This window comes from Simiduia litorea, from assembly GCF_042853465.1.
GTDB lineage: Bacteria > Pseudomonadota > Gammaproteobacteria > Pseudomonadales > Cellvibrionaceae > Simiduia > Simiduia litorea.
In genome coordinates this window covers 457,464-478,032 of the sequence record NZ_AP031497.1, presented here as the reverse complement: position 1 = coordinate 478,032, position 20,569 = coordinate 457,464, and the positions used below count along the sequence as shown (strand labels likewise).

At 50.2% G+C, this 20,569-nt stretch carries 19 protein-coding genes; 13 read left to right on the top strand and 6 right to left on the bottom strand.

Annotation, left to right across the window (positions count from 1 at the left end; all coding sequences use genetic code 11):
• Positions 1 to 68 precede the first annotated feature (68 nt).
• The 5 genes from ACGHTT_RS02045 to ACGHTT_RS02025 form a co-directional block, all read right to left on the bottom strand.
• Entirely contained in the window at positions 69 to 2,420 is a 2,352-nt protein-coding gene (locus tag ACGHTT_RS02045) for a DNA polymerase II (protein ID WP_390593217.1), read from the bottom strand.
• 21 nt (positions 2,421 to 2,441) lie between these two features.
• A complete protein-coding gene (locus ACGHTT_RS02040; protein ID WP_390594969.1) occupies positions 2,442 to 3,470 on the bottom strand; it encodes a DUF2333 family protein in 1,029 nt (342 codons plus the stop codon).
• Positions 3,471 to 3,543: 73 nt separating this feature from the next.
• A complete protein-coding gene (locus ACGHTT_RS02035) occupies positions 3,544 to 3,993 on the bottom strand; it encodes a copper chaperone PCu(A)C (protein WP_390593216.1) in 450 nt (149 codons plus the stop codon).
• 21 nt (positions 3,994 to 4,014) lie between these two features.
• The gene (locus tag ACGHTT_RS02030; protein WP_390593214.1) at positions 4,015 to 5,940 is read right to left on the bottom strand and encodes an EAL domain-containing protein; all 1,926 of its coding nucleotides are present in this window, start codon (positions 5,938 to 5,940) and stop codon (positions 4,015 to 4,017) included.
• Between the two features lie 131 nt (positions 5,941 to 6,071).
• On the bottom strand, positions 6,072 to 6,737 hold the full coding sequence (locus tag ACGHTT_RS02025; protein WP_390593213.1) for a hypothetical protein: 666 nt from the start codon (positions 6,735 to 6,737) through the stop codon (positions 6,072 to 6,074).
• 216 nt (positions 6,738 to 6,953) lie between these two features.
• Between ACGHTT_RS02025 and ACGHTT_RS02020 the strand changes: the two genes are divergently transcribed.
• The 13 genes from ACGHTT_RS02020 to ACGHTT_RS01960 all read left to right on the top strand — a co-directional run bounded on the left by ACGHTT_RS02020 (position 6,954) and on the right by ACGHTT_RS01960 (position 19,254).
• Complete coding sequence (locus ACGHTT_RS02020; RefSeq protein WP_390593212.1) at positions 6,954 to 8,744, top strand: protein-disulfide reductase DsbD family protein; 1,791 nt, start codon at positions 6,954 to 6,956, stop codon at positions 8,742 to 8,744.
• A 324-nt stretch (positions 8,745 to 9,068) separates the two neighbouring features.
• Entirely contained in the window at positions 9,069 to 9,506 is a 438-nt protein-coding gene (aroQ, locus tag ACGHTT_RS02015; protein ID WP_390593210.1) for a type II 3-dehydroquinate dehydratase, read from the top strand.
• Positions 9,507 to 9,543: 37 nt separating this feature from the next.
• A complete protein-coding gene (accB, locus tag ACGHTT_RS02010) occupies positions 9,544 to 10,005 on the top strand; it encodes an acetyl-CoA carboxylase biotin carboxyl carrier protein (protein WP_390593209.1) in 462 nt (153 codons plus the stop codon).
• A gap of 46 nt (positions 10,006 to 10,051) precedes the next feature.
• Complete coding sequence (gene accC, locus ACGHTT_RS02005; protein ID WP_390593208.1) at positions 10,052 to 11,398, top strand: acetyl-CoA carboxylase biotin carboxylase subunit; 1,347 nt, start codon at positions 10,052 to 10,054, stop codon at positions 11,396 to 11,398.
• A 95-nt stretch (positions 11,399 to 11,493) separates the two neighbouring features.
• Positions 11,494 to 13,398, top strand: a complete 1,905-nt coding sequence (locus ACGHTT_RS02000; RefSeq protein ID WP_390593206.1) for a M1 family metallopeptidase — start codon at positions 11,494 to 11,496, stop codon at positions 13,396 to 13,398.
• A gap of 71 nt (positions 13,399 to 13,469) precedes the next feature.
• Entirely contained in the window at positions 13,470 to 13,754 is a 285-nt protein-coding gene (locus tag ACGHTT_RS01995) for a putative quinol monooxygenase (RefSeq protein WP_390593203.1), read from the top strand.
• Between the two features lie 69 nt (positions 13,755 to 13,823).
• Positions 13,824 to 14,093: a VF530 family DNA-binding protein gene (locus ACGHTT_RS01990; RefSeq protein WP_390593202.1), complete on the top strand. Its 270-nt coding sequence runs from the start codon at positions 13,824 to 13,826 to the stop codon at positions 14,091 to 14,093.
• 133 nt (positions 14,094 to 14,226) lie between these two features.
• Positions 14,227 to 14,631, top strand: coding sequence for an acyl-CoA thioesterase (locus ACGHTT_RS01985; protein ID WP_390593201.1), 405 nt, complete (start codon positions 14,227 to 14,229; stop codon positions 14,629 to 14,631).
• Between the two features lie 149 nt (positions 14,632 to 14,780).
• Positions 14,781 to 15,806, top strand: coding sequence for an efflux RND transporter periplasmic adaptor subunit (locus ACGHTT_RS01980; RefSeq protein WP_390593200.1), 1,026 nt, complete (start codon positions 14,781 to 14,783; stop codon positions 15,804 to 15,806).
• Positions 15,807 to 15,830: 24 nt separating this feature from the next.
• Complete coding sequence (locus ACGHTT_RS01975) at positions 15,831 to 16,520, top strand: ABC transporter ATP-binding protein (protein WP_390593199.1); 690 nt, start codon at positions 15,831 to 15,833, stop codon at positions 16,518 to 16,520.
• Positions 16,517 to 17,674, top strand: coding sequence for an ABC transporter permease (locus tag ACGHTT_RS01970; protein ID WP_390593198.1), 1,158 nt, complete (start codon positions 16,517 to 16,519; stop codon positions 17,672 to 17,674). The genes ACGHTT_RS01975 and ACGHTT_RS01970 overlap by 4 nt, the downstream gene beginning before the upstream one ends.
• Before the next feature lie 2 nt (positions 17,675 to 17,676).
• Positions 17,677 to 18,855, top strand: a complete 1,179-nt coding sequence (locus ACGHTT_RS01965; protein WP_390593197.1) for an ABC transporter permease — start codon at positions 17,677 to 17,679, stop codon at positions 18,853 to 18,855.
• Positions 18,856 to 18,915: 60 nt separating this feature from the next.
• Positions 18,916 to 19,254: a cupin domain-containing protein gene (locus ACGHTT_RS01960; protein ID WP_390593196.1), complete on the top strand. Its 339-nt coding sequence runs from the start codon at positions 18,916 to 18,918 to the stop codon at positions 19,252 to 19,254.
• Here the strand turns inward: ACGHTT_RS01960 and ACGHTT_RS01955 are convergent.
• The gene (locus tag ACGHTT_RS01955) at positions 19,251 to 19,979 is read right to left on the bottom strand and encodes a type IV pili methyl-accepting chemotaxis transducer N-terminal domain-containing protein (protein WP_390593194.1); all 729 of its coding nucleotides are present in this window, start codon (positions 19,977 to 19,979) and stop codon (positions 19,251 to 19,253) included. The genes ACGHTT_RS01960 and ACGHTT_RS01955 overlap by 4 nt on opposite strands.
• Between the last annotated feature and the right edge of the window lie 590 nt (positions 19,980 to 20,569).

Sequence of the window (20,569 nt, the reverse complement as noted above, 5' to 3'; positions counted from 1 at the left end):
TGCTTAGATCAGATGCAACTGAATCGTTGTAAAAGATTTAGACACTTAGAGCGAATCGATCGCTCTGCTCACAATAATCGAATCTGGCTGTCCACCAAACCCGAAAAAGAGTAGCCAAAAAACGGCAGTATAGCCTCGGCGACGGGCTGTAATTGCCGATCCAAGTAATGCTGATAATCGATGCTCGACGTTCTCGTCGCCTTGGGCTCCGGACCATTAATGGTGATGAAATACTCCACCCAATCTCCACGTTTTGGCGCCAAACCCGCCTGTGCTAATTTATGCGCCGCCTGCACGTGAGGCGGGCGACTTTTAGCGTAGTCTTCGAGTTTACGACGCAGGCGCTTGCGATACACCAGCTGATCATCTTTTACCCCAGCGCGGAGCTCGGCCACCAGATCAATAATCCACTGATCCACTGCTTCGCCGTGAAATAGCCGCCAGTAGAGCTCTGTTTGAAAATCCCGTGCTAGGCGTGTCCAATCGGTGCGCACACTTTCTAAGCCTTTAAATTTTAATTCATCCGCACCGCGTTCATTGGTAATAATACCGGCATAGCGTTTTTTACTACCCGCCTCGGAACCTCGAATAGTGGGCATAAAAAAACGCTTAAAGTGAGTTTCAAACTCCACCTCTAATGCACTGCTTAGCTGGTGTTCAGCGCGAATGGTTTGCGTCCACCACTGATTTAACCCCAGCGCTAACTGAGCGCCCACAGCCTGAGGGTTTAGCCCATTTTTTGCCGCTCCAACCCAAACAAAAAGCGAATCCGTATCGCCATAGATAACGGCGAAACCCTGACTTTCAATCCACTGTTTCGAACGCTGAATGATCTCATGGCCACGCAGCGTAATAGAGCTGCACACGCGTGGATCGAAAAAACGGCAGCCCTCAGAGCCCAGCACGCCGTAGAAGGAATTCATGATGATTTTTATGGCATAGGACAAGGGCTGGTTTTTTTCCGCTTTCGCCTGATCCCGTGCCGCCCAAAGTTTTTCGATGATACCCGGTAATAGGTGCCCCTCTCGGGCAAAATACGCCTCGTTAAAACCCCGTACTATTTGATCCACTTTATATTGACCATTTTTAGCCAACCAATAACCACAGGGATCAATGAGGAAACTGCGAATAATCGACGGGTAAAGGCTTTTAAAATCCAACACCAAAACATCGTCATACAAACCCGGAATAGAATCCATCACATAGCCTCCGGGGCTAATGACGTCCGATTCAATTTCGCCCAGATTTGGCGCAACAAAGCCAGCGCGATGCAGGAGTGGCAGATAAGCGTACTCGAAGGCCGCCACCGAGCCGCCTATGCGATCGAGCGGCAGTCCAGTCAACCGGGCTCTGGCGACCGCGAAGTCCAATAAATTTAGTTTCGCAAAGATGTCACTTACCAACTGACAATCTTGTAAATTATAGTGCGCCAAGGCCGGTTTATCGGTGTCAAAGAGGCGGGCAATCTCCGCGCCGCCATCGCTACCCGCGATCAGTTTGCCCACACCTAACACAGACTGCGAAACCTGCTGTAGGCTGTAACTATCGAAGCTAAACGCTGCTGCTTTCACCAGATCGATGCCGTCCAGTGCCACGCGGCCGGCGATATGGATGTAGCGTCTTTCGCTGTCAGGCTCTTCGCGCCAGCGCGGCGTGGAACCGTCGCGCCCGAGATTAAATTTTATCGACTGTTGATCGCAGAATCGCTGCAACATCCAGAGATCGAAACCAATAACATTCCAGCCGATTATTATGTCTGGATCAAGGAGTCGAATTGCGCGCAAAAATTTATCCAAACACTCTCGGACACTCGCGCAAGCAATCAAGTCCAATTCCGATTCAGCGAAATGCTGATCTTCACTCGCGCCAACCATATAAACGCGACTCACGCCTTGCCCCTGCAGTGCAATGGAAAACAACTGCAAGCCATTCATCGAGGTTTCAATATCGATGGACAGCACCTTGAGTTTAATTTCAGAAACGGCTGCCGGCTTGACCTGTTTCGGGGCAATATAACCGCGGCTAATGGGCCCTGGTTGATAAGCGATATCTGCGGTGATAAACCGCTCCATTAAATACCGATCGGCCGGGCGAACGTCGGCCTCCCAGGTGACAATACCCGCATCGCTTAATAACTTCACAGCCTCGCGCTGCTGCACATGACTGCGACTATAGAGCGCACTCACAGCCAAGCCGTCATGGGTGAGTAAACTCAAGGTTTGCACGCGCCAACCGCGGTGTTTTTCTAACACCTTAGCCAATTGCGCTTGATCAGATTGACGTAAGAAGCAGACGCTTTCTTGATTGGTGACCCGCAGCGCTTTGCTACCCTGCGGTGTTGCTAACCAAAACTCCAGCGCCAAGCCCGAGCGGGCATCGCGCCAATCGCGGGTGAGCAGAAAGCCTTGGTTCACTGTCACCCATTAACCCCTAACACGCACTTAGCCCTGAGAGAGCAACTCGCGCAAATCAATAATCGCTGCATTAGCGCGCGAAACATAGTTTGCCATCACCAAAGAGTGGTTCGCCAACATGCCAAAGCCGGTGCCATTCAGCACCATCGGACTATGCAACGGCTCTTGCGTGGCTTCCAACTCTCGAATAATTTGCTGCAAGCTAACGAGGGCATTTTTATTCTTTAGGACATCGGCAAAATCAACTTCGACCGCTTTCAGCATGTGCATAAGTGCCCAAGACGTACCTCTCGCCTCATAGAACACATTATCGATTTCCCACCAAGAGGTTTTCACCATTTGCTCTCGCGGTGTGGCGGTGGATTTTTTTGCTGCGGTTTCACCAGCGAGATCAGTATTGACTCGATTTTGTTCAACACTGGCAGATAAACGCTGCGACAAGCTACCCAGCCTCGACTCGACTGTCCGCAACCAATAATTTAGATTATCGGCGCGGGCATAAAATTGCGCATCTTGTTCGTTATCATCTACTAATCGCGTTAAATAAGCATTCAACAACTTTATACCGGCACGGTATTCAGATTCAGACGATGGCAGCACCCAACTGTTGTGATTAAAATTAAAACGCGGCTCGGCTAGCGCCAAGTCTTTATCTTCACGCGACTGGGACTGCGAGCGACTCAGCACCTCGCGCATCGCCTTGCTTAGGTCGCGCACTTGAATGAGCACGCCGTATTCCCAACTCGGCTGGTTATCCATCCACACGCTTGGCGGCATGATGTCATTGCTTAAATAGCCTCCGGGTTTATCGAGCAGCGTTTCAGCGATGTGAATAAGTGCTGCGGTGGTTACCGTGCCGACCACCGGCTTATCACCGTGGACAGGCACTCGAAGCATGGCATTTTGCTGCACGGAAAACGCATCGGGCTCTTGATCCCAATAGAAGCCTAGGCCGGCAACAGTAAGTAATAAAATAAGCAGTGCAATTGCCATCCAGCGCCACATAATATTTCCTTCAGCTAAATCTGCTTTAACATCCGCACCATAATCGCTCATGCTGCGCTTGTTTTTTAACCACAAGCGTTTAATTCCATGCCATGCCATGCGCTATAACCTCCCGAGTTTGTCGCTAGTGGTGATGTTGATGGTCGCCGGTCTGATGAGGGTTCACCACTTTCGCAACAGCGGCTACGTGCTCGCCATTACTAAATCGAAATTCAACCGCAACCTCGGCACCCGCCTTTAGTGGTGTTTTTAATTGAAACAACATGACATGAAACCCACCCGGTGCCAATGTTACTGTCGCCCGCGCACCTATATCTATCGCAGCTACACGACGCATTTGCATCATGCCATCTTGCTCATTGTGGGTATGGAGCTCTGCTTTATCGACGCCTTCAACCATCACTTTGATCAGCTCGGTGGGTTTGCGTGTCGTGTTATATAGTGTGGCAAACAGTGCCGAAGTATTGGTGCCAGGAATAGATTCCTTCACCCACACATCGGTCACCTGGATTTCGGCAACAACGGCTTGGGTAAAAAGCGCAAACAAAACAAAAATCAAACACTTTTTCATCATTATTCTCCTAAAAAACTATCGCTAAGCTAACCCAGCGGCGGGCCGACCTAAGTAATACCCCTGAGCACCATCTAGTCCGAGTGCGCCAACTTGCTGCCACTCCTGCTCTGTTTCCACGCCCTCGGCCAGCAGTATCATATCGCAACTGTGCGCTATCTGAGCCAATGATTTAACGAAGAACTGATTATCCTGACGGCTATGCAGATTTGTGATGAAGCTACGATCTATTTTTAAACTGTGTAATGGCAAACTCTGTAGGTAATTAAACGCTTTACCAGTAACACCGAAGTGATCCAGAGACACCTTAGCGCCAGCGCTGTTGCTGATGGCAACCAAATCCCTCAGTGCATCCAATGAATGTAGAACGACGTTCTCGCTCACTTCAATAACCAAACGGCTAGCGAGATTCGCATTGCGGCTCAGGAAATCTTTTAACCATTGACGAAAATGTGGCAGCGCGATAGTTCTAGGTGAAAGGTTGACGCAATAATTCGCCTGCGTGTCCTGAAAAGTTTGCGCCAACATCTCCAGCACACGTCGATCTAGGGTGTCGACCAAGGCAAAACGCTCGACCATGGGCAGGAAGCTACCCGCATGCTGCAATTGACCGTCTACATTCATGCGCACCAGCACTTCCGCGTGCAGCAACTGTTTATTGACATCGTAAACTGGTTGGTAATGTAGCGCCAACTGGCCGTCACTCAAGGTGCGCTCAAGCAATTGGCGCCACTCACCCGCAGGCCTAGCACCCACGGTTTCGGTGAGCTGTAAATGCCAACCTTTATCAACCTGATGCTGAGCAATGCGCAGGGCGGCATCGGCTCGACTCAGCAATTGACTATCGAGCGTGACCACTTGATCGTGAACTACACCTAGGTACAGAGGCAACTTCCCTTCAGGCCAACTGATCAGCTGCGCCTTTGCCACCAAATCTTCACACAAGGCCACTGTTTGAACGCGCTCAATGGCGGGAATAAAAATACAAAAATCCGTGCCACCTCGGCGCGAGACTATAGCGCCTGGCCAAGCCTCTGCGAGGGGTTTAAAGACATCGGCAATTTGACGCAACAACAAATCGCCTGCTTCTCGACCATAGGATTCATTGTATGTTTGCATGCCGGATAGTTGCCAAAGCAACAGCGCACCCTCACCGCCACCCAATTCAGATTTGATAAATGACTCTAAACGCGCGTCAAAATCTAGCCGGTTGGACAGGCCGGTAATAAAATCCACATGGGAAGACCGGTGTAAAGATTCGGTCAATTCCAATTGCTCTTGAAACATATCTTTAATTTTTTCGACCATGCGGTTCATCGCCTGAACCATAGAGCGCAATTCGCGTGTGCGCGGTAGCTGTTGCTGCTCGGGAAATTCGCGCCGACAAATGGCGTCCGCCTGCTTTTCCACGCGCTTTAATGGACGTAAAAGAAAGTGCAATGAAACACCGGCCAGGCCATAAGCCGCTACGGCAGTAAACAGGAACAGCCATAATTGTTCGCGAAATACGCGCCACAGGTCACGATAGGCCAGCCCCGTGTGCGCGACCACTTCGATTTTACCTAAGCGAAACCACCCATTAATGACTTCGGACTCGCCCTGAGGCTCGGGGATTTCAATGAGGTCAACAAACCACGCGGGAACATCGTCAACTTGTAAGGTGACATCGCGCGAAACCAAAGTCTTACCCTCTAGGTCGCGATAAGAAATTTGACGGTAATAACCGCGGTCAAAAATTACATCGATCATTGAGCCAATTAGGACAGCGTCTTTTTCCTGCGCCGCTTGGGAAATACTAAAGCCAAGTGCCGTTGCCGTATCTTGCGCGTGCACATTCATTTGCGCGAAAAAATAGACCCGCGCATTAACCACACTCACAATCAAATTTCCGGCCAGCAACACCATCACCAATAGCGTGATTGCAATAACCAATTGGCGCAACAAACTCACGTAAGCTCCTCGTTCATCCCTAAACTGGGTGGGTTAAATTAGAGAAATGCAGTCTTTAGCGACCACAGCGGGCTTTAAGAATAGCAGCTCAAAAGCCGGCAATTGAATCCTGACCAACCGGCTCGATACTATCAGGACTCACTCACAACCGGTACTCGAACAATACGCGGTCGAGATGACAACCCGGTGGTTACGACGAAGTGATGATTCGGCTGCGCTTGCTTTAGCTGTTGGTACAACCATCGGCTTTCCCTATCGGTGCGCGCATAGATGACAATCCGCTCTCCGCTATCGGCCAGCGACAATGCCAGCGTTCGCAAGCGCTGAACCAAGGCCGGATCTCGATTCTTGAGCTGGTTCACATCTAAGGTTACAACGATAGGCCGCTCACCGTTTGAGGCCAGCTGTTCCTGCTGCACCAGCGCTTGCCGCATTTGGATCACAGCGCGATTATTGGCATCCAAACCCTGCGCTCGCGCCAACAGTGATAGCGCCCGCTCAACGTTGCCCTGACTTAACGCGGCATTGGCTAAAGCGATATAACGACGCAAGATCAATGACACACCGTTGTGGGCATGGATATTTTCCGGATCGAGCACCAAGGCGTTGCGATAGAGCTCAAACGCGCTGTTGCGCCGGGGTCGACTCAGATGGTCTCGCGCCAAGGCCGCGTCGGCTGCCGCCAAATACTCGAGCACCTGATCGCGCTTCGCCACGGATTGCGGCTCAAATGCCGGTTTAGGGAGACGAGGAATAAATTCAGTTATTTGGCTGCAACCAGCCAGATAACCAAGCATACAGAGGGCTAGTAGGTTGTAACTTCTTTTCAACTTCAATATCTAAACTCTAATCAACATCAAAATAGCGCTTATTGTCAAAATTTGGCGCTCGGCACACAGACTTTCGAATCATAGTGTTATTCTGTGCGCCAACGGGTTGCCGCCGCCGCTGATTTAAGCGCCTTGATGGCTCAGCAATAACACACCAATCAACCGACGCACAGAATGAATCAAATGACTGGAACTCTCCAAGGTACTTTCCAAAATAGCGCACATAGTGCCCGATACGGCACCTTGGTGCCAGCACTGCAAACCCTTGTGCTGTTGGTACTTTTCGCCTGTTTCCCCGCACAAAGCGCATTCGCACAATTTAGCCAACCTGCCAATCTCAGCGGCGAAGCCGAGTTTTTACCTATAGAAGAAGCCTATCAAACCCTCCCCTTTAGCAACCAGGCCAGCCTGCAACTCGAGTGGCGCATCAGTCCCGGCTATTACTTATACCAAGAGCGCTTCAGGCTGCTCGCGCGCCAACAGGGTAAAACGGTTACTCTACAACCAACTTGGCCCAAGGGTAAGCACAAATATGACGACTACTTTGAGCGCGAGCTGGAAGTTTTTTACAACGGCGTAAACCTAGATTTACCCAACAGCGGGCTAGATCTATCCCAAGACTTCAGCCTCCACTTGCAGTCGCAAGGCTGTGCCGATGCTGGGCTTTGCTACCCACCACGGGACCAGCAGTTTAATTACAGCGCCGAAACTCAAACCTTCACTGAACAAGCGCCCACTGTCATCACCGAAACTTCAGCCCCGACACAGGCCACAGATCTACCGAGCAGCGATACCAGCTGGCTGGTTGCCATTCTATTGGCCATGTTGGGCGGCTCGGTACTCAACTTGATGCCCTGCGTGTTTCCCGTGCTATCAATTAAAGCGCTTAGCCTCGCCAGTAGCGGTGAAGACGGCGCGCACCGTAAATTGCACGGCTGGGCCTATACGGCTGGGGTTGTGCTGAGCTTTGTCGCCATCGCCAGCGCACTATTAATAGTCAAAGCTGGTGGCGAAGCCGTTGGCTGGGGCTTTCAACTGCAGTCACCGCTGCTCATACTAGCGCTGGTCTATCTATTTTTCGTACTCGGCATGGCACTACTCGGCGCGGTAGAAATTGGCACTGGTCTCGCCAATGTAGGTGGCAATCTCGCCAATGCCGGCGGCCTGAAGGGCTCTTTCTTTACCGGCACCCTAGCGACGCTGGTCGCCAGCCCCTGCACCGCGCCTTTTATGGGCACCGCACTAGGTTACGCCATGACCCAACCGCCTGCCGCTAGCCTGTCGGTATTCGCCGCGCTTGGGTTCGGCATGGCTCTACCATTTCTAGCCCTCTGCTATGTACCCCATCTACACAAATGGCTACCGAAACCTGGCGCCTGGATGGAAACCTTTAAGGAGGTGTTGGCCTTCCCATTGTTTCTTACCGCCATCTGGTTACTCTGGGTACTGGGACGACAAACCAGCACCGATGAATTGGTCATGGCGCTATGCGGTTTGCTCGCGTTAGGTTTTGCACTCTGGCTCTGGCGCTTTAAAAATTGGTTTGCCAAGCTGTGTCTGCTCGGCGCTATAGCATTAGCGGTGATACTGCCGCTAAACAGTAAAGACACTTCCACCGATCACTGGGATGCCTACGACAAGTCGCAGTGGCAGCAGCGCCGTCAGCAGGGTCAACCGATATTTGTCAACGTCACGGCCGACTGGTGCTTAACGTGTTTAGCCAATGAAAAACTGGTATTCAGCCAACAATCGGTGCAAATCGAAATCGCCGATGCGGATTTAATGCTAATTAAAGCCGACTGGACGAAATATAATCCCGAAATCACTGCACTATTAGCGCAATATCAGCGCAATGGCGTGCCCTTGTACCTAATGTTCCCTGCCGATCCAGAGGCCAAACCGGAAATTTTACCCCAACTCTTAACCCCGGACCTCTTCGTCGAAGCGCTAAAGCGCGCCACTAAGGGAAATTAGCCGATATTTGATGCAGATACCGGCATGTTTGACGACTTTGTTCGAACATGCCGATATCTAGTCCACTTTACGCCGATTTCGCTGCCAACATGTAGCGATCGTGCCGAATAAACCGGCCTGAAAAACAATAAAACAAGCGTTTTGAATCTAACTTCCGCGATCTGGTCGCTAACTAACAAGAAAGCTACAATATCCTTCCACAAGCGTGGACAAGGAGTCACAAATCCGGCAAACTCGCCCCTCAATTGAAGGCCCCGTTTGTTTTTTTGGCTTTTAGACGACGTTCCACTATCAATCGCAGCTTAATGAGGTGAAAACCCCACGATGGCAACCATTCTGGTGTTACACGGCCCCAACTTAAATTTACTAGGTAGCCGCGAACCTGAAGTGTACGGCGCAACCACTCTGGCAGACATTAACCAGCGTTTAACCGAGCGCTGCTTAAACGACGGCCACCATTTACAAGCTCTGCAAAGCAACGCTGAATACGAGCTCATCGATCGCATTCACGATGCCAAGCGCGAGGGAATTAATTTTATTATTTTCAATCCGGCAGCGTTTACCCATACCAGCATTGCCTTGCGCGATGCGCTGCTTGCCGTGGAGATTCCGTTTATCGAAGTACATTTATCCAATGTGTACAAGCGAGAAAGTTTCCGCCACCACTCCTACTTTTCAGATGTAGCGGTGGGTGTTATCTGTGGGCTGGGAGCCCAAGGTTACGAGCTGGCATTGGATGCCGCACTAAATCAATTAGCCTGAGCCTTAATAACAGGCCTAAACACAAAGTGAGAGTGTGATGGATATTCGTAAAATTAAAAAATTGATTGAGCTGTTAGAAGAATCTGATATCGGCGAGATCGAAATTAAAGAGGGTGAAGAATCGGTGCGTATCAGCCGAGGCTCAAACCATCAGCCGCAAATGATGCCCATGCAATATGCACCCATGCAACAAAGTGCTCCTGCGGCAGCACCAGCGGCAACCGCAGTCGTCGCAGCCACTGCAGACGCACCCGCAGTTCCAAACGGTCACCTAATAAAATCACCTATGGTCGGCACCTTTTATCGCTGCCCAAGCCCTGGCTCACCCGCGTTTGCCGAAGTAGGCAAGCACGTAAAACCTGGCGATGTTATTTGTATTATTGAAGCCATGAAGATGATGAACCAAATTGAGGCAGATAAGGCCGGCGTCATCGAAGCCATTTTGGTTGAGGATGGCGAGCCAGTTGAATTCGATCAACCTCTAGTCACCATCGTTTAAACGGCCCTCGTGCCACACACACGAATGACTAGCAGGAGTAGGATTCATGTTTGATAAAGTATTAATCGCAAACCGCGGTGAAATTGCACTGCGTATATTGCGCGCCTGTAAAGAACTTGGCATCAAAACTGTTGCGGTACACTCTAAAATTGACCGCGACCTGAAACACGTACGTCTTGCCGACGAAACCGTGTGCATTGGTCCAAATCCCTCGCCGCTCAGCTATTTAAATATTCCTGCCATTATCAGCGCCATGGAAATTACCGACTCTGTTGCCGTGCACCCGGGCTACGGTTTCTTGGCAGAGAATGCAGATTTTGCTGAGCAAATTCAAAAAAGTGGTTTCGTATTCATCGGTCCAGACCCCGATGTCATTCGCTTAATGGGCGATAAAGTATCCGCCATAGCGGCGATGAAACGCGCCGGCGTTCCCACTGTGCCAGGTTCAGATGGCGAACTGCCCGATGATCGCGAGCAATGCCTAGCCATCGCCAAGCGCATTGGCTACCCCATCATCATTAAAGCCGCAGCCGGCGGTGGTGGTCGTGGCATGCGTGTCGTGCACACAGAGGCCGCGTTGATCAACTCTATTCAAGTAACCAAATCCGAAGCCAAGGGTGCCTTTGGTGACGATACGGTTTACATGGAAAAATTTCTGACCAACCCGCGCCACGTAGAGGTGCAGGTGATGTCCGATGGGCAAGGCAACGCCATTCACTTGGGTGATCGCGATTGTTCGCTCCAGCGTCGCCACCAGAAGGTTTTGGAAGAGGCTCCTGCGCCGGGCATTCCGCAACATGTGCGCGATGAAGTCTACGCGTCTTGCGTAAAAGCTTGCGTGGATATCGGTTATCGCGGCGCCGGTACGTTTGAGTTCTTATACGAAAACGAACGCTTCTATTTTATCGAGATGAACACCCGTATTCAGGTTGAACACCCAGTGACAGAAATGGTCACAGGCGTGGACTTGATCAAAGAGCAAATCAGCGTTTGTGCTGGCAATAAACTGTCGCTAAAACAATCGGATATCGTTATCAAAGGCCACGCTTTTGAGTGTCGTGTTAACGCCGAAGATCCAAAAACGTTTATGCCCTGCCCTGGCAAAATCAACACTTTCCACTCACCAGGCGGTTTAGGCGTGCGGGTTGATTCGCATATTTATGGCGGCTACACAGTGCCACCGAATTACGATTCAATGATCGCGAAAATCATCACCCACGGCGACACGCGCGAAATCGCATTAAACCGCATGCGCAATGCACTGGATGAAGTGGTGATCGATGGCATTCGCACCAACATTCCACTGCAAAAAGATTTGGTGCGCGACGAAGCCTTCCGCAAAGGCGGTGTGAACATTCACTATCTTGAAAAGAAGCTCGGCGACAGCCATTAAACCCAGCTGTTTTCAGCTAGGTGAGTGACACTAGAAACCCCAGCATAGTCTGGGGTTTTTTATGCCTCGAGACAAACTAGGGAGGAATTTGCTCTATGCTTCGTCTGACTAGTAGGTTCATTATTTTAATCAGAGAGAACACCATGCTGCGCCTTATTTGCTCAGGCCTCCTTAGCCTGATTGCCACACTTGCAGTGGCTGCCACCCCAAAACTCGACCCAAGTATCGATTACCACAGCCAAGCCAACCCACACGAGGTGCTCACAACCCACCTTACCTTGGATCTCAGTGTCAGCTTCAAGAAGCAGGAGCTAAGTGGCTCAGTCATCTTTGACTTTGAGCGCAAAGCCGACAAGGTGAGCGAATTAGTACTCGACACTCGAGACCTCACCATCGTCGCTGCCAGCGCACGCGTTGATGGCAAATGGCAGAAGACCGGCTTTAAATTAGAGGCTCCCCATACAGCACTAGGTGCCGCGCTACGGGTGGCACTGCCAGCCAAAGCCGACCAAATTAAAGTGCAATATCGCACTAGCCCGAAGGCCTCTGGGCTGCAGTGGCTCACACCAGAACAAACTGCCGGTAAAAAGCTCCCCTTCTTATTCACGCAGGCGCAAGCAATCCACGCCCGCAGCTTTATCCCGCTACAAGATACACCGCAAGTGCGCACCACCTATGACGCCATCTTGCGCACACCGAAAAATCTACGCGCCGTGATGAGTGCAGAAAATACACCCAACGCCGACAAAACCGGCGAATATCGCTTCCACATGCCTCAGGCGATTCCCTCCTACTTAATCGCTCTAGCTGTTGGCGATTTGGAGTTTAAAGCAATGGGCGCACGCACCGGCGTTTACGCAGAAGCATCAATACTCGATGCCGCTGTAGCTGAATTTGCCGACACCGAGGCCATGCTGGAGATCACAGAAAAAGTTTACGGGCCTTATAGCTGGGGCCGCTATGATCTACTAATTTTGCCGCCTAGCTTCCCCTTTGGTGGCATGGAGAATCCACGCTTAAGCTTCATTACGCCCACCGTCATCGCCGGCGACAAAAGCTTGGTGTCGTTAATTGCGCATGAATTAGCGCATTCTTGGTCGGGCAATACCGTCACTAACGCCACCTGGCGCGATCTATGGCTCAACGAAGGTCACACCACCTACCTCACCTATCGCATTATGGAGCTGATTTACGGCCAAAAGCGCTTCAACATGGAAAGCGTTTTAGGCTACCAAGATTTGCAGGGCGACATCGCCGAACTCCCAGCGCCCTATCAATTGCTGGCGATAGATTTGCGCGACAAAGATCCAGATGACGGTTTTTCTAATGTTCCCTACGAAAAAGGTGCGCTACTACTCACAGAAATCGAAACCAAAATTGGCCGCGCTGCGTTCGATGCCTATCTGAAACAATACTTCGCAGATTTCGCCTTTAGCAGCCTATCCACGGAAGCCTGGCTGGCCTACGTCGATACCCATTTAGTCGCCAAGCACCCAGAGCAACTATCCATGCAGCGCCTGGAACAATGGATCTACCAAGCTGGCATCCCAGAGGGCGCGCCCGCGCCTAAGTCGAATGCGTTTAGCGACATAGATCAAGTCCGCACTCAGTGGTTATCGGGCAGCTTGAAATCCTCGGATATCAAGGCCGCAGGCTGGACCGTGCACGAGTGGCTCTACTTTTTGAACAATTTACCGGCGCAATTAACCGAAGCACAAATGCTCGATTTAGACACGCAATTCAAATTGACCGGCACAGGCAATAATGAAATTGCCCACAGTTGGCTACTCATTGCCATTAATAATAACTATCAGCCGGCCTACAGCCGCCTAGAAAATTATTTAATCCAGATAGGCCGGCGTAAACTCATCACACCTTTGTACAAGGCACTGGTTGCCACACCGTCGGGCAAAGTATTCGCCCAGCGCGTCTACACCAGCGCTAGACCTGGCTACCACCCCTTGGCGCAGGGCACTATGGACGCTATTGTAAACCCCTAACCACCCCGCGCTTGGCGACCCGTAGAGGGTCGCCAAGCTAATAGCTCTGTGAACCGTCTTGCGAGAAAGCCATGAGCACCACACGTATTAATCGATTTGTCGCGAAAGCGGGGCAAGCTGAGGCGTTAAAGGCCTTTCTCAGCCAGCTCATCCCTTATATAACGGCCTCTACCGGCTGTGAAGGCTGCGAATTATTCCAGCAAGAAAATCAAAAGACTGAATTTTATATCGTGGAAAAGTGGCACAGTAAAGCCGACCATCAAGCGTCAATTGCAGGCTTTCCGAAAGAAAAAATGCAGGCTGCGATGGATTTACTCGCTGAAGCGCCACAGGGTAACTACTACCAACTCTGTTAAGTTTTTAAGGCCCACACCAAATGCCCTGCAATATTCGCCTATGCATCTATGCAACCATAAGGAAGCTCAATGTCAAACCAGCCACCGGCAAGTAAGGAGAAAGTATCGCAAGCCAATAATCCCTTGCATGGCATCACTTTGGAAAATATTTTGATTAGCCTAGAGCAACGCTACGGTTGGGATGGCCTAGCCCAGCGTATCAACATCAACTGTTTCAAATCTGACCCGTCGATTAAATCAAGCTTAAAATTTTTACGTAAAACACCTTGGGCGCGCGACAAGGTCGAACAGCTCTACATCGCCAGCACCAACCAGAATAATCCCTGGAACAATTCGTAACACACCTAATAGGCTTAACTGTGAGAAGATGCAGAGATGTTTGCCTCAGGTTTAGGAGTCCCTATCAAGGCCCAGCTCGTCCACGTCGCTCGCGAACAACTCACTTATCACTCACTGATCAAATCTAAGGTAAATGATGGATATCACCTCATTCAGCTTCGAACAACGTCAAGCCATGTCGGTTACCCGCATTGTGAAAGCCATCTTTCCAGGCACAACCAATCACCACAACACCTTATTCGGTGGCCAAGCCCTATCCTGGATGGACGAAGCCGCGTTTATCGCCGCCACGCGTTTTTGTCGTAAATCTTTGGTCACCGTATCGACCGATCGCATTGACTTCAAAGAGCCTATACCTGCAGGAACTTTCGTGGAACTAGTCGCGAAAGTAGTGCGCGTTGGACGCACAAGCCTGACCGTCAAAGTCGATATCTGCATAGAAAATATGTATTGCGACGGCCAACATCAGGCAATTAGCGGCGAATTCAAATTCGTTGCTATAGATGAACAGCGCAAGCCAACACCGGTGATGGAATAGCCCCTTTCGCGAGCAAGATTTAGTTCGAATTTAGTACTTGCTCGACCTTTTTATGTCGCGCAAAAAGTGGGACTATAGGGCGCGAAGATCCAGTCGAGACGTTGACGCCACGCTGGAGCACCGATACGGGCAAGGACTCCACATCAACTATGAACAGCACCAATAAAAACACCACAGAGCTACTTAGTAAACTAAGCATCGACCGAAGTAAAACACCGGAAGCGAACGGTCTCTCAACGACTAAGGTTACAATACTGGTATTGACCGCCGCCCTCGCCGGCGCTGGCGTATCTTATTTATTGACACCGCAAACAATAAATTCGAGCAGCAATCTCACCAGCGCCAACAGTACACCAAGCCCTATAGCCAACAAGCCGGACCTACAAGCTGCGCCTAAACCCACAAGCAACAACAGTGCGGTGCTCAATGCCTCCGGTTACATCACTGCGCGCCGAATGGCGACAGTGTCGGCCGAGGTCATGGGCCTCATTAAATCGGTCGAGGTTGAAGAGGGCATGGACGTACAAGAAAATCAAATTCTGGCACGGCTCGACGATACGCTTGCCAAAGTGAGCCTGCAGCAAGCGCAAGCGCAAACGCAGTCAGCGCTCGCTAGAGTCGACAGCTTAAGTGCATCGCTGGAAGAAGCGCAGCGCCAGTATCGCCGCGCGCAAGAAAACAAATACTCCAGCGAGGTTGAAAAAACCCAAGCGGTAACCAACCTTGCCACAGCAAAAGCAAATTTTGCCGGCGCCAATTCGGATCTGGCCGCCATTCGCTTCGAAACTCAACGGCGCACTGAGCTGGTAGATGACCACATCATTCGCGCACCATTTAATGGCGTCGTTACCGTTAAGAATGCGCAGCCCGGTGAAATCGTTGCACCCAGCTCGGCCGGTGGCGGTTTTACCCGCACCGGCATCTGCACCATTGTAGATATGACCTCACTAGAAATTGAAGTGGATGTGAACGAGGCATTTATCGGCCGTGTCAGCCCTCAGCAAGTGGTTAAAGCGCAACTCGATGCCTATCCAGACTGGGAGATACCCGCCAGCGTTATCGCTATTATTCCCACCGCAGATAGAGGCAAAGCAACGGTGCGCGTGCGCATCCAAATTGACACCACCGACGAGCGCATTCTGCCTGACATGGGCGTAAAAGTGGCATTTTACTAATTTTAAAAAGAGAGCGAAAACTTCATGGAAAACCTATTTGAACTGAACAAAGTCGCCAAGCGTTTCGTCAAGGGCAAAGAAACCATTACTATTTTCGACCAGCTGGATTTACAGATTGCTAAAGGCGATTTCGTCGCCATCATGGGGCCATCAGGCTCGGGCAAGACCACGCTGTTAAATCTACTTGGTGGCGTCGACCAGCCGACAGAAGGCGAGATTTTGTTTGATGGCGAACACATAGAACGCCTCAGCGAAAACCAGCTGGCAAAATGGCGCGCGAATAATGTTGGCTACATCTTTCAGTTTTATAACTTGATGCCCATGTTGAATGCCGCGCGCAATGTGGAGCTACCATTAATGCTCACAAGCCTATCCGGCGCTGAGCGCAAGCAAAGTGTCAGCACGGCACTGGAACTCGTTGGCTTGGCCGATCGCGCGAAACATATGCCTAGCGAACTCTCGGGCGGCCAACAACAACGCGTGGCTATCGCCCGCGCCGTCGTTTCCGATCCAAAGCTTCTGCTCTGTGATGAACCCACCGGCGATCTGGATCGCAGCACCGCCGATGAAATTTTAACGATGTTGCAACTTCTCAACCGCGAGTTCGGAAAAACCATCATCATGGTGACACACGATCCGTCCGCCGCTAAATACGCCAACCGCACCTTGCATCTTGATAAGGGGGAGTTTGTCGACAAGGAAGCGGCGCTATGAATGACTTCTATCTCATCATCAAAAACATCACGCGAAAAAAGCTTCGCTTAACACTTACGCTGTTTTCAATTTTTATCGCCTTTACGATTTTCGGCGCCATCACTGCACTCAAGGCATCGCTCGACTCGGGCATTGACATGTCGGCGGACAACAGATTAGTGGTGGTAAATAAAATCAACTTTACCGTTTCTATACCCTACGCCTATGTCAATAAGATCAAGGCCATAGATGGGGTAAAAGATTTAACCCATGCGAATTGGTTTGGCGGCTACTATCAAGAGCCAGCCACGCAAATTATGTCATTTGCTATCGACCCCGAGAGCTACTTCAAGGTTTACGAGGAGCTCATCGTCGAACCCACGGAGTTTCAAGCTTGGCTCAGCAACCAGTCGGGCATGCTCGTCGGCGAGCGATTGGCAAAAGTCTATGGCTGGAAGGTTGGCGACCGGGTACCTATCTCGTCAAATATTTTCTCGCAAAAGACCGGCGGTCAAACCTGGGAATTTACCGTTGATGGCATTTTCCACGCCGACGATTTAAAAGTGGACACAGGTTACATGGTGTTTCACTACAAATACTTTCGCGAGACAAACTCCTATGGCGGCGACAGCGTAGGTTGGTTGACTCTCACCACAACCGATGCAAGCCTCAATGAGACCGTTGCCAAAGCCATTGATGACAACTTTGCCAATTCCAGCGCCGAAACAGAGACAAGCACCGAGAAAGCGTTCAACAAAGCCTTTCTTGAACAAATCGGCAATATTGGCCTTATTATATTTGGCGTAGTATTTATGGCCTTTTTCACCATTTTGATCGTGGTCGGAAACACCATGGTATTGGCCATTCGCGAGCGCACCAATGAAATCGCCGTGCTAAAAACCCTAGGTTTTACCTCGATACGAATTTTCACCATGGTGCTCGCAGAATCACTGCTATTGGCGTTTATCGGCGGCTTACTTGGATTAACCGCTGCGCATCTTATTGTCCAAGCTATGTCTGATCAGCTGGCAAAGTTTCTTCCGAATATTGCCGTAGACCAAACTGTGGTGTTTCAAGCGCTCATCTATATGACCCTACTCGGTTTAATAACCGGAATTATGCCCGCGCTGAATGCGCTGCGGCTCAATATTGTTACTGCATTTAATAAGGGCTAATTATGTTTTCTGTGATTTCACAAACTCACGCTGTGATAGCGATGAACATACGCAGCCTGCCGCGCCGCTTATGGATGTCTCTGGCCATGATTTTAGCCAACGCTGTTGTTGTGGCAATATTACTGGCCTTTCTCGCCATGGATAAAGGCTTTGAAACAACCCTGCAAGGCGCAGGTTCAGACGATGTCGCTCTATTTCTACGCAAAGGTTCAGCCGCGGAACTAAACAGCGGGTTGGACCGAGACCAAGTAAATTTAATTCGCACGGCGCCGGGCATAGCGCAAGACGACAAGGGCCCACAGGTCTCCGCCGAACTTTACGTGATAGTAGATGGTATCAAAAAATCGACTGGCACCGAGGCCAACCTACCGCTGCGCGGGCTCGAACTGAGTGGCGTACCTTTGCGCAGAAATTTTAGCATCAGCGCCGGTCGATTATTTACGCCAGGCACCAACGAGCTTGTCGTCGGTCGCGGTGTCACGCAACAATTCGAGGGCTTCGACTTGGGCACAAGCCTACGCATTGGCAACTCAGAATGGACAGTAGTGGGCGAGTTCACTACCGGCGGAAATGTTTTCGAAAGTGAACTATGGGCAGATCTAAGCGTGATTCAAAACGTTTATAATCGTGGCAGTTCGGTACAAACCGTTCGCGCGCGACTGACCGACGCATCGCAATTAGAGGCCATTAAATCATTTGCAGAGAATGATGCACGCCTAAACGTCGACGTGCAAACCGAGAAGGATTACTTTTCCAGCCAGAGTAAAAATTTAAGTTACATGGCAATTTTTGGCAAAGTCATCAGCGCCGTGATGGCTCTAGGCGCACTCTCCGGCGCACTCAATACCATGTACACCTCGGTGGCTGATCGTTCGAAAGAAATAGCCACATTAAGAACTCTCGGCTTTAGTACAACATCGGCATTTTTAGGCACGCTGGCGGAATCTATGGTGCTCGCGGCTATTGGCGGCCTCGTGGGCGCTCTGTGCGCGTTTTTGCTGTTTGACGGCCTCAATGCCTCCACCTTGGGCGGTAGCTTTACCCAAGTGGTCTTCAGCTTCCGAATGACCGGTGATTTAATCCAACAAGGCATCCAGATGGCCTTAGTCATTGGCTTTGTGAGCGGTGTTTTCCCAGCTTGGCGCGCGGCTCGTATGCCTGTGCTACTCGCTTTTCGCTAGCCACAACAGGCTGCTCGGTTTTTTAATGAGCAGCCTGTTTTTTCTTAAATTAGTCACGCGATGAAAAACATTTTTGAACACCTGCCAGACGCCAGCGATGAAGAAAAGTTTCAAATGCTATTGGCGCAGCCAAACCTAAAAATTGAACGTATTGTCAGCAACGGCCAAAGCACAGCTAAGGGCTACTGGTACGATCAAGAACAATCCGAATGGATAATGCTACTACAGGGAGGTGCTGGCATTGAGTTCAAAGGCCAGAAACCTTTCGCACTCAAGCCGGGTGACTATCTAAACATTCCGGCCCGCCAACAACATCGAGTTGCCTGGACCGAGCCGAATATGACCACACTGTGGCTAGCGATACACTACGCCGCCGACAGTAGTCTCAAACAATACTAAAGTGCTGCATACATTTTGGTCACATCATCCATGTTTTTTAACATTGCATCCGTGGTGCCGGTAATCACGTAGATAAGCCGGTCACCTGAAATCTGCATCAACCCATCAAAGCCTTTACTGGCATAGGAGAACTGCCCTTCAACTCGGTGTAACTTGGCTAAAATATCTGGCGTAGTTAACTTACTCTGCTTTAGATAACCTATTACATTTTTATACTCAGCAAGGTCTTCATAAAGCGCTCGAATTCGCTCCTCGCCTCCGAGCTTATGAAAATATGCAAAATAATTTTTCGCAATCCGTTGCGAAAGCATGCGCTGCCGGCCAGAAATATTTACCACCTCGCCCAATCCCGTGTTGGACAGCCGCTCCAACAAACCCACATACCGATTTGCCGCCAGCAAGATAACGTCACTGGCCAACAACAACTTTTCCGCATTCACGTCCGTGGCCTCAGACAGAGCAAGAACCCGATATTCCTTCCAAAGCGATTTGACGCGCTCTAAATCAGGCGCTAAGGATTTAGCGCCAGTAAAATTTTCTAGAGCCAACAAATTTCTTTCAAAGCGCTCGATACCACGCATCACTCTGTCGCGGCCCTTAGGACTTTGCGGTTGGATAATGGTTAATAGATAGCTTTGCGCAATGCGCTGCGACAACATTCTTTGCTCGCCTGCTCGATTGACAGCTTCACCAATACTCAGCTCTGCGGAAGCGGAGGTATTCATGAGCATCCAGAACGAAAAGACACCCAATAGGGTTCGAAAATAGGCGAGTGAGTAACCTATGCGCATGACACTAAACTCCAAAGTGAAAGTGGATCTTATCCTTCAAGATCGAATGTGCACGAAATAGGCCAAAACTCTAAACCTTTTCGTCACAGCGGGTAGAGCTGCGTAAATGTATAGGTTCGAACTAATACTTGCGTCTGCAACCTAACCCCTATCACCTATATTTGCTTAGCATCTCGCCATCTAACGGTGCACCTTCGACCCAGAAGCGTGCACCAAATTAAGCATTGGGATAACGATCCTCGATGTTTCAAATGTAAATTGTCATAAAATTTTCTAAATAGACCAAAGATCGTCGATCCAATTTGGCGCACTAACACGGAATATCGAACCAATTTGGCCCCAAACATCACAATGAGGTCTATTGGCTAGGCTTCACGCGGCGCCTCAAACCCAACAGATAGAAAATAGTCTCTGCCCCACCAAGTTAACCGTTGGCAGAAAGCCGCTGTGATTTTTTCGTCTACAAACACGACGGTGAAACATAGAAAAACCGCTCAAAAGCCCCTAGTAATAAGGTTCTAATC

Bases quoted from the DNA above. Each gene is read 5' to 3' on its own strand.
- ACGHTT_RS02025 (WP_390593213.1), bottom strand. From the start codon at position 6,737: ATGCTTGGTTATCTGGCTGGTTGCAGCCAAATAACTGAATTTATTCCT.
- ACGHTT_RS01995 (WP_390593203.1), top strand. From the start codon at position 13,470: ATGAGCACCACACGTATTAATCGATTTGTCGCGAAAGCGGGGCAAGCT.
- ACGHTT_RS01955 (WP_390593194.1), bottom strand. From the start codon at position 19,979: ATGAATACCTCCGCTTCCGCAGAGCTGAGTATTGGTGAAGCTGTCAAT.
- ACGHTT_RS01970 (WP_390593198.1), top strand. From the start codon at position 16,517: ATGAATGACTTCTATCTCATCATCAAAAACATCACGCGAAAAAAGCTT.
- accB (WP_390593209.1), top strand. From the start codon at position 9,544: ATGGATATTCGTAAAATTAAAAAATTGATTGAGCTGTTAGAAGAATCT.
- ACGHTT_RS02035 (WP_390593216.1), bottom strand. From the start codon at position 3,993: ATGATGAAAAAGTGTTTGATTTTTGTTTTGTTTGCGCTTTTTACCCAA.
- ACGHTT_RS01965 (WP_390593197.1), top strand. From the start codon at position 17,677: ATGTTTTCTGTGATTTCACAAACTCACGCTGTGATAGCGATGAACATA.
- ACGHTT_RS01985 (WP_390593201.1), top strand. From the start codon at position 14,227: ATGATGGATATCACCTCATTCAGCTTCGAACAACGTCAAGCCATGTCG.
- aroQ (WP_390593210.1), top strand. From the start codon at position 9,069: ATGGCAACCATTCTGGTGTTACACGGCCCCAACTTAAATTTACTAGGT.
- ACGHTT_RS01960 (WP_390593196.1), top strand. From the start codon at position 18,916: ATGAAAAACATTTTTGAACACCTGCCAGACGCCAGCGATGAAGAAAAG.
- accC (WP_390593208.1), top strand. From the start codon at position 10,052: ATGTTTGATAAAGTATTAATCGCAAACCGCGGTGAAATTGCACTGCGT.
- ACGHTT_RS01990 (WP_390593202.1), top strand. From the start codon at position 13,824: ATGTCAAACCAGCCACCGGCAAGTAAGGAGAAAGTATCGCAAGCCAAT.
- ACGHTT_RS01975 (WP_390593199.1), top strand. From the start codon at position 15,831: ATGGAAAACCTATTTGAACTGAACAAAGTCGCCAAGCGTTTCGTCAAG.
- ACGHTT_RS02000 (WP_390593206.1), top strand. From the start codon at position 11,494: ATGCTTCGTCTGACTAGTAGGTTCATTATTTTAATCAGAGAGAACACC.
- ACGHTT_RS02020 (WP_390593212.1), top strand. From the start codon at position 6,954: ATGACTGGAACTCTCCAAGGTACTTTCCAAAATAGCGCACATAGTGCC.
- ACGHTT_RS02040 (WP_390594969.1), bottom strand. From the start codon at position 3,470: ATGAGCGATTATGGTGCGGATGTTAAAGCAGATTTAGCTGAAGGAAAT.
- ACGHTT_RS01980 (WP_390593200.1), top strand. From the start codon at position 14,781: ATGAACAGCACCAATAAAAACACCACAGAGCTACTTAGTAAACTAAGC.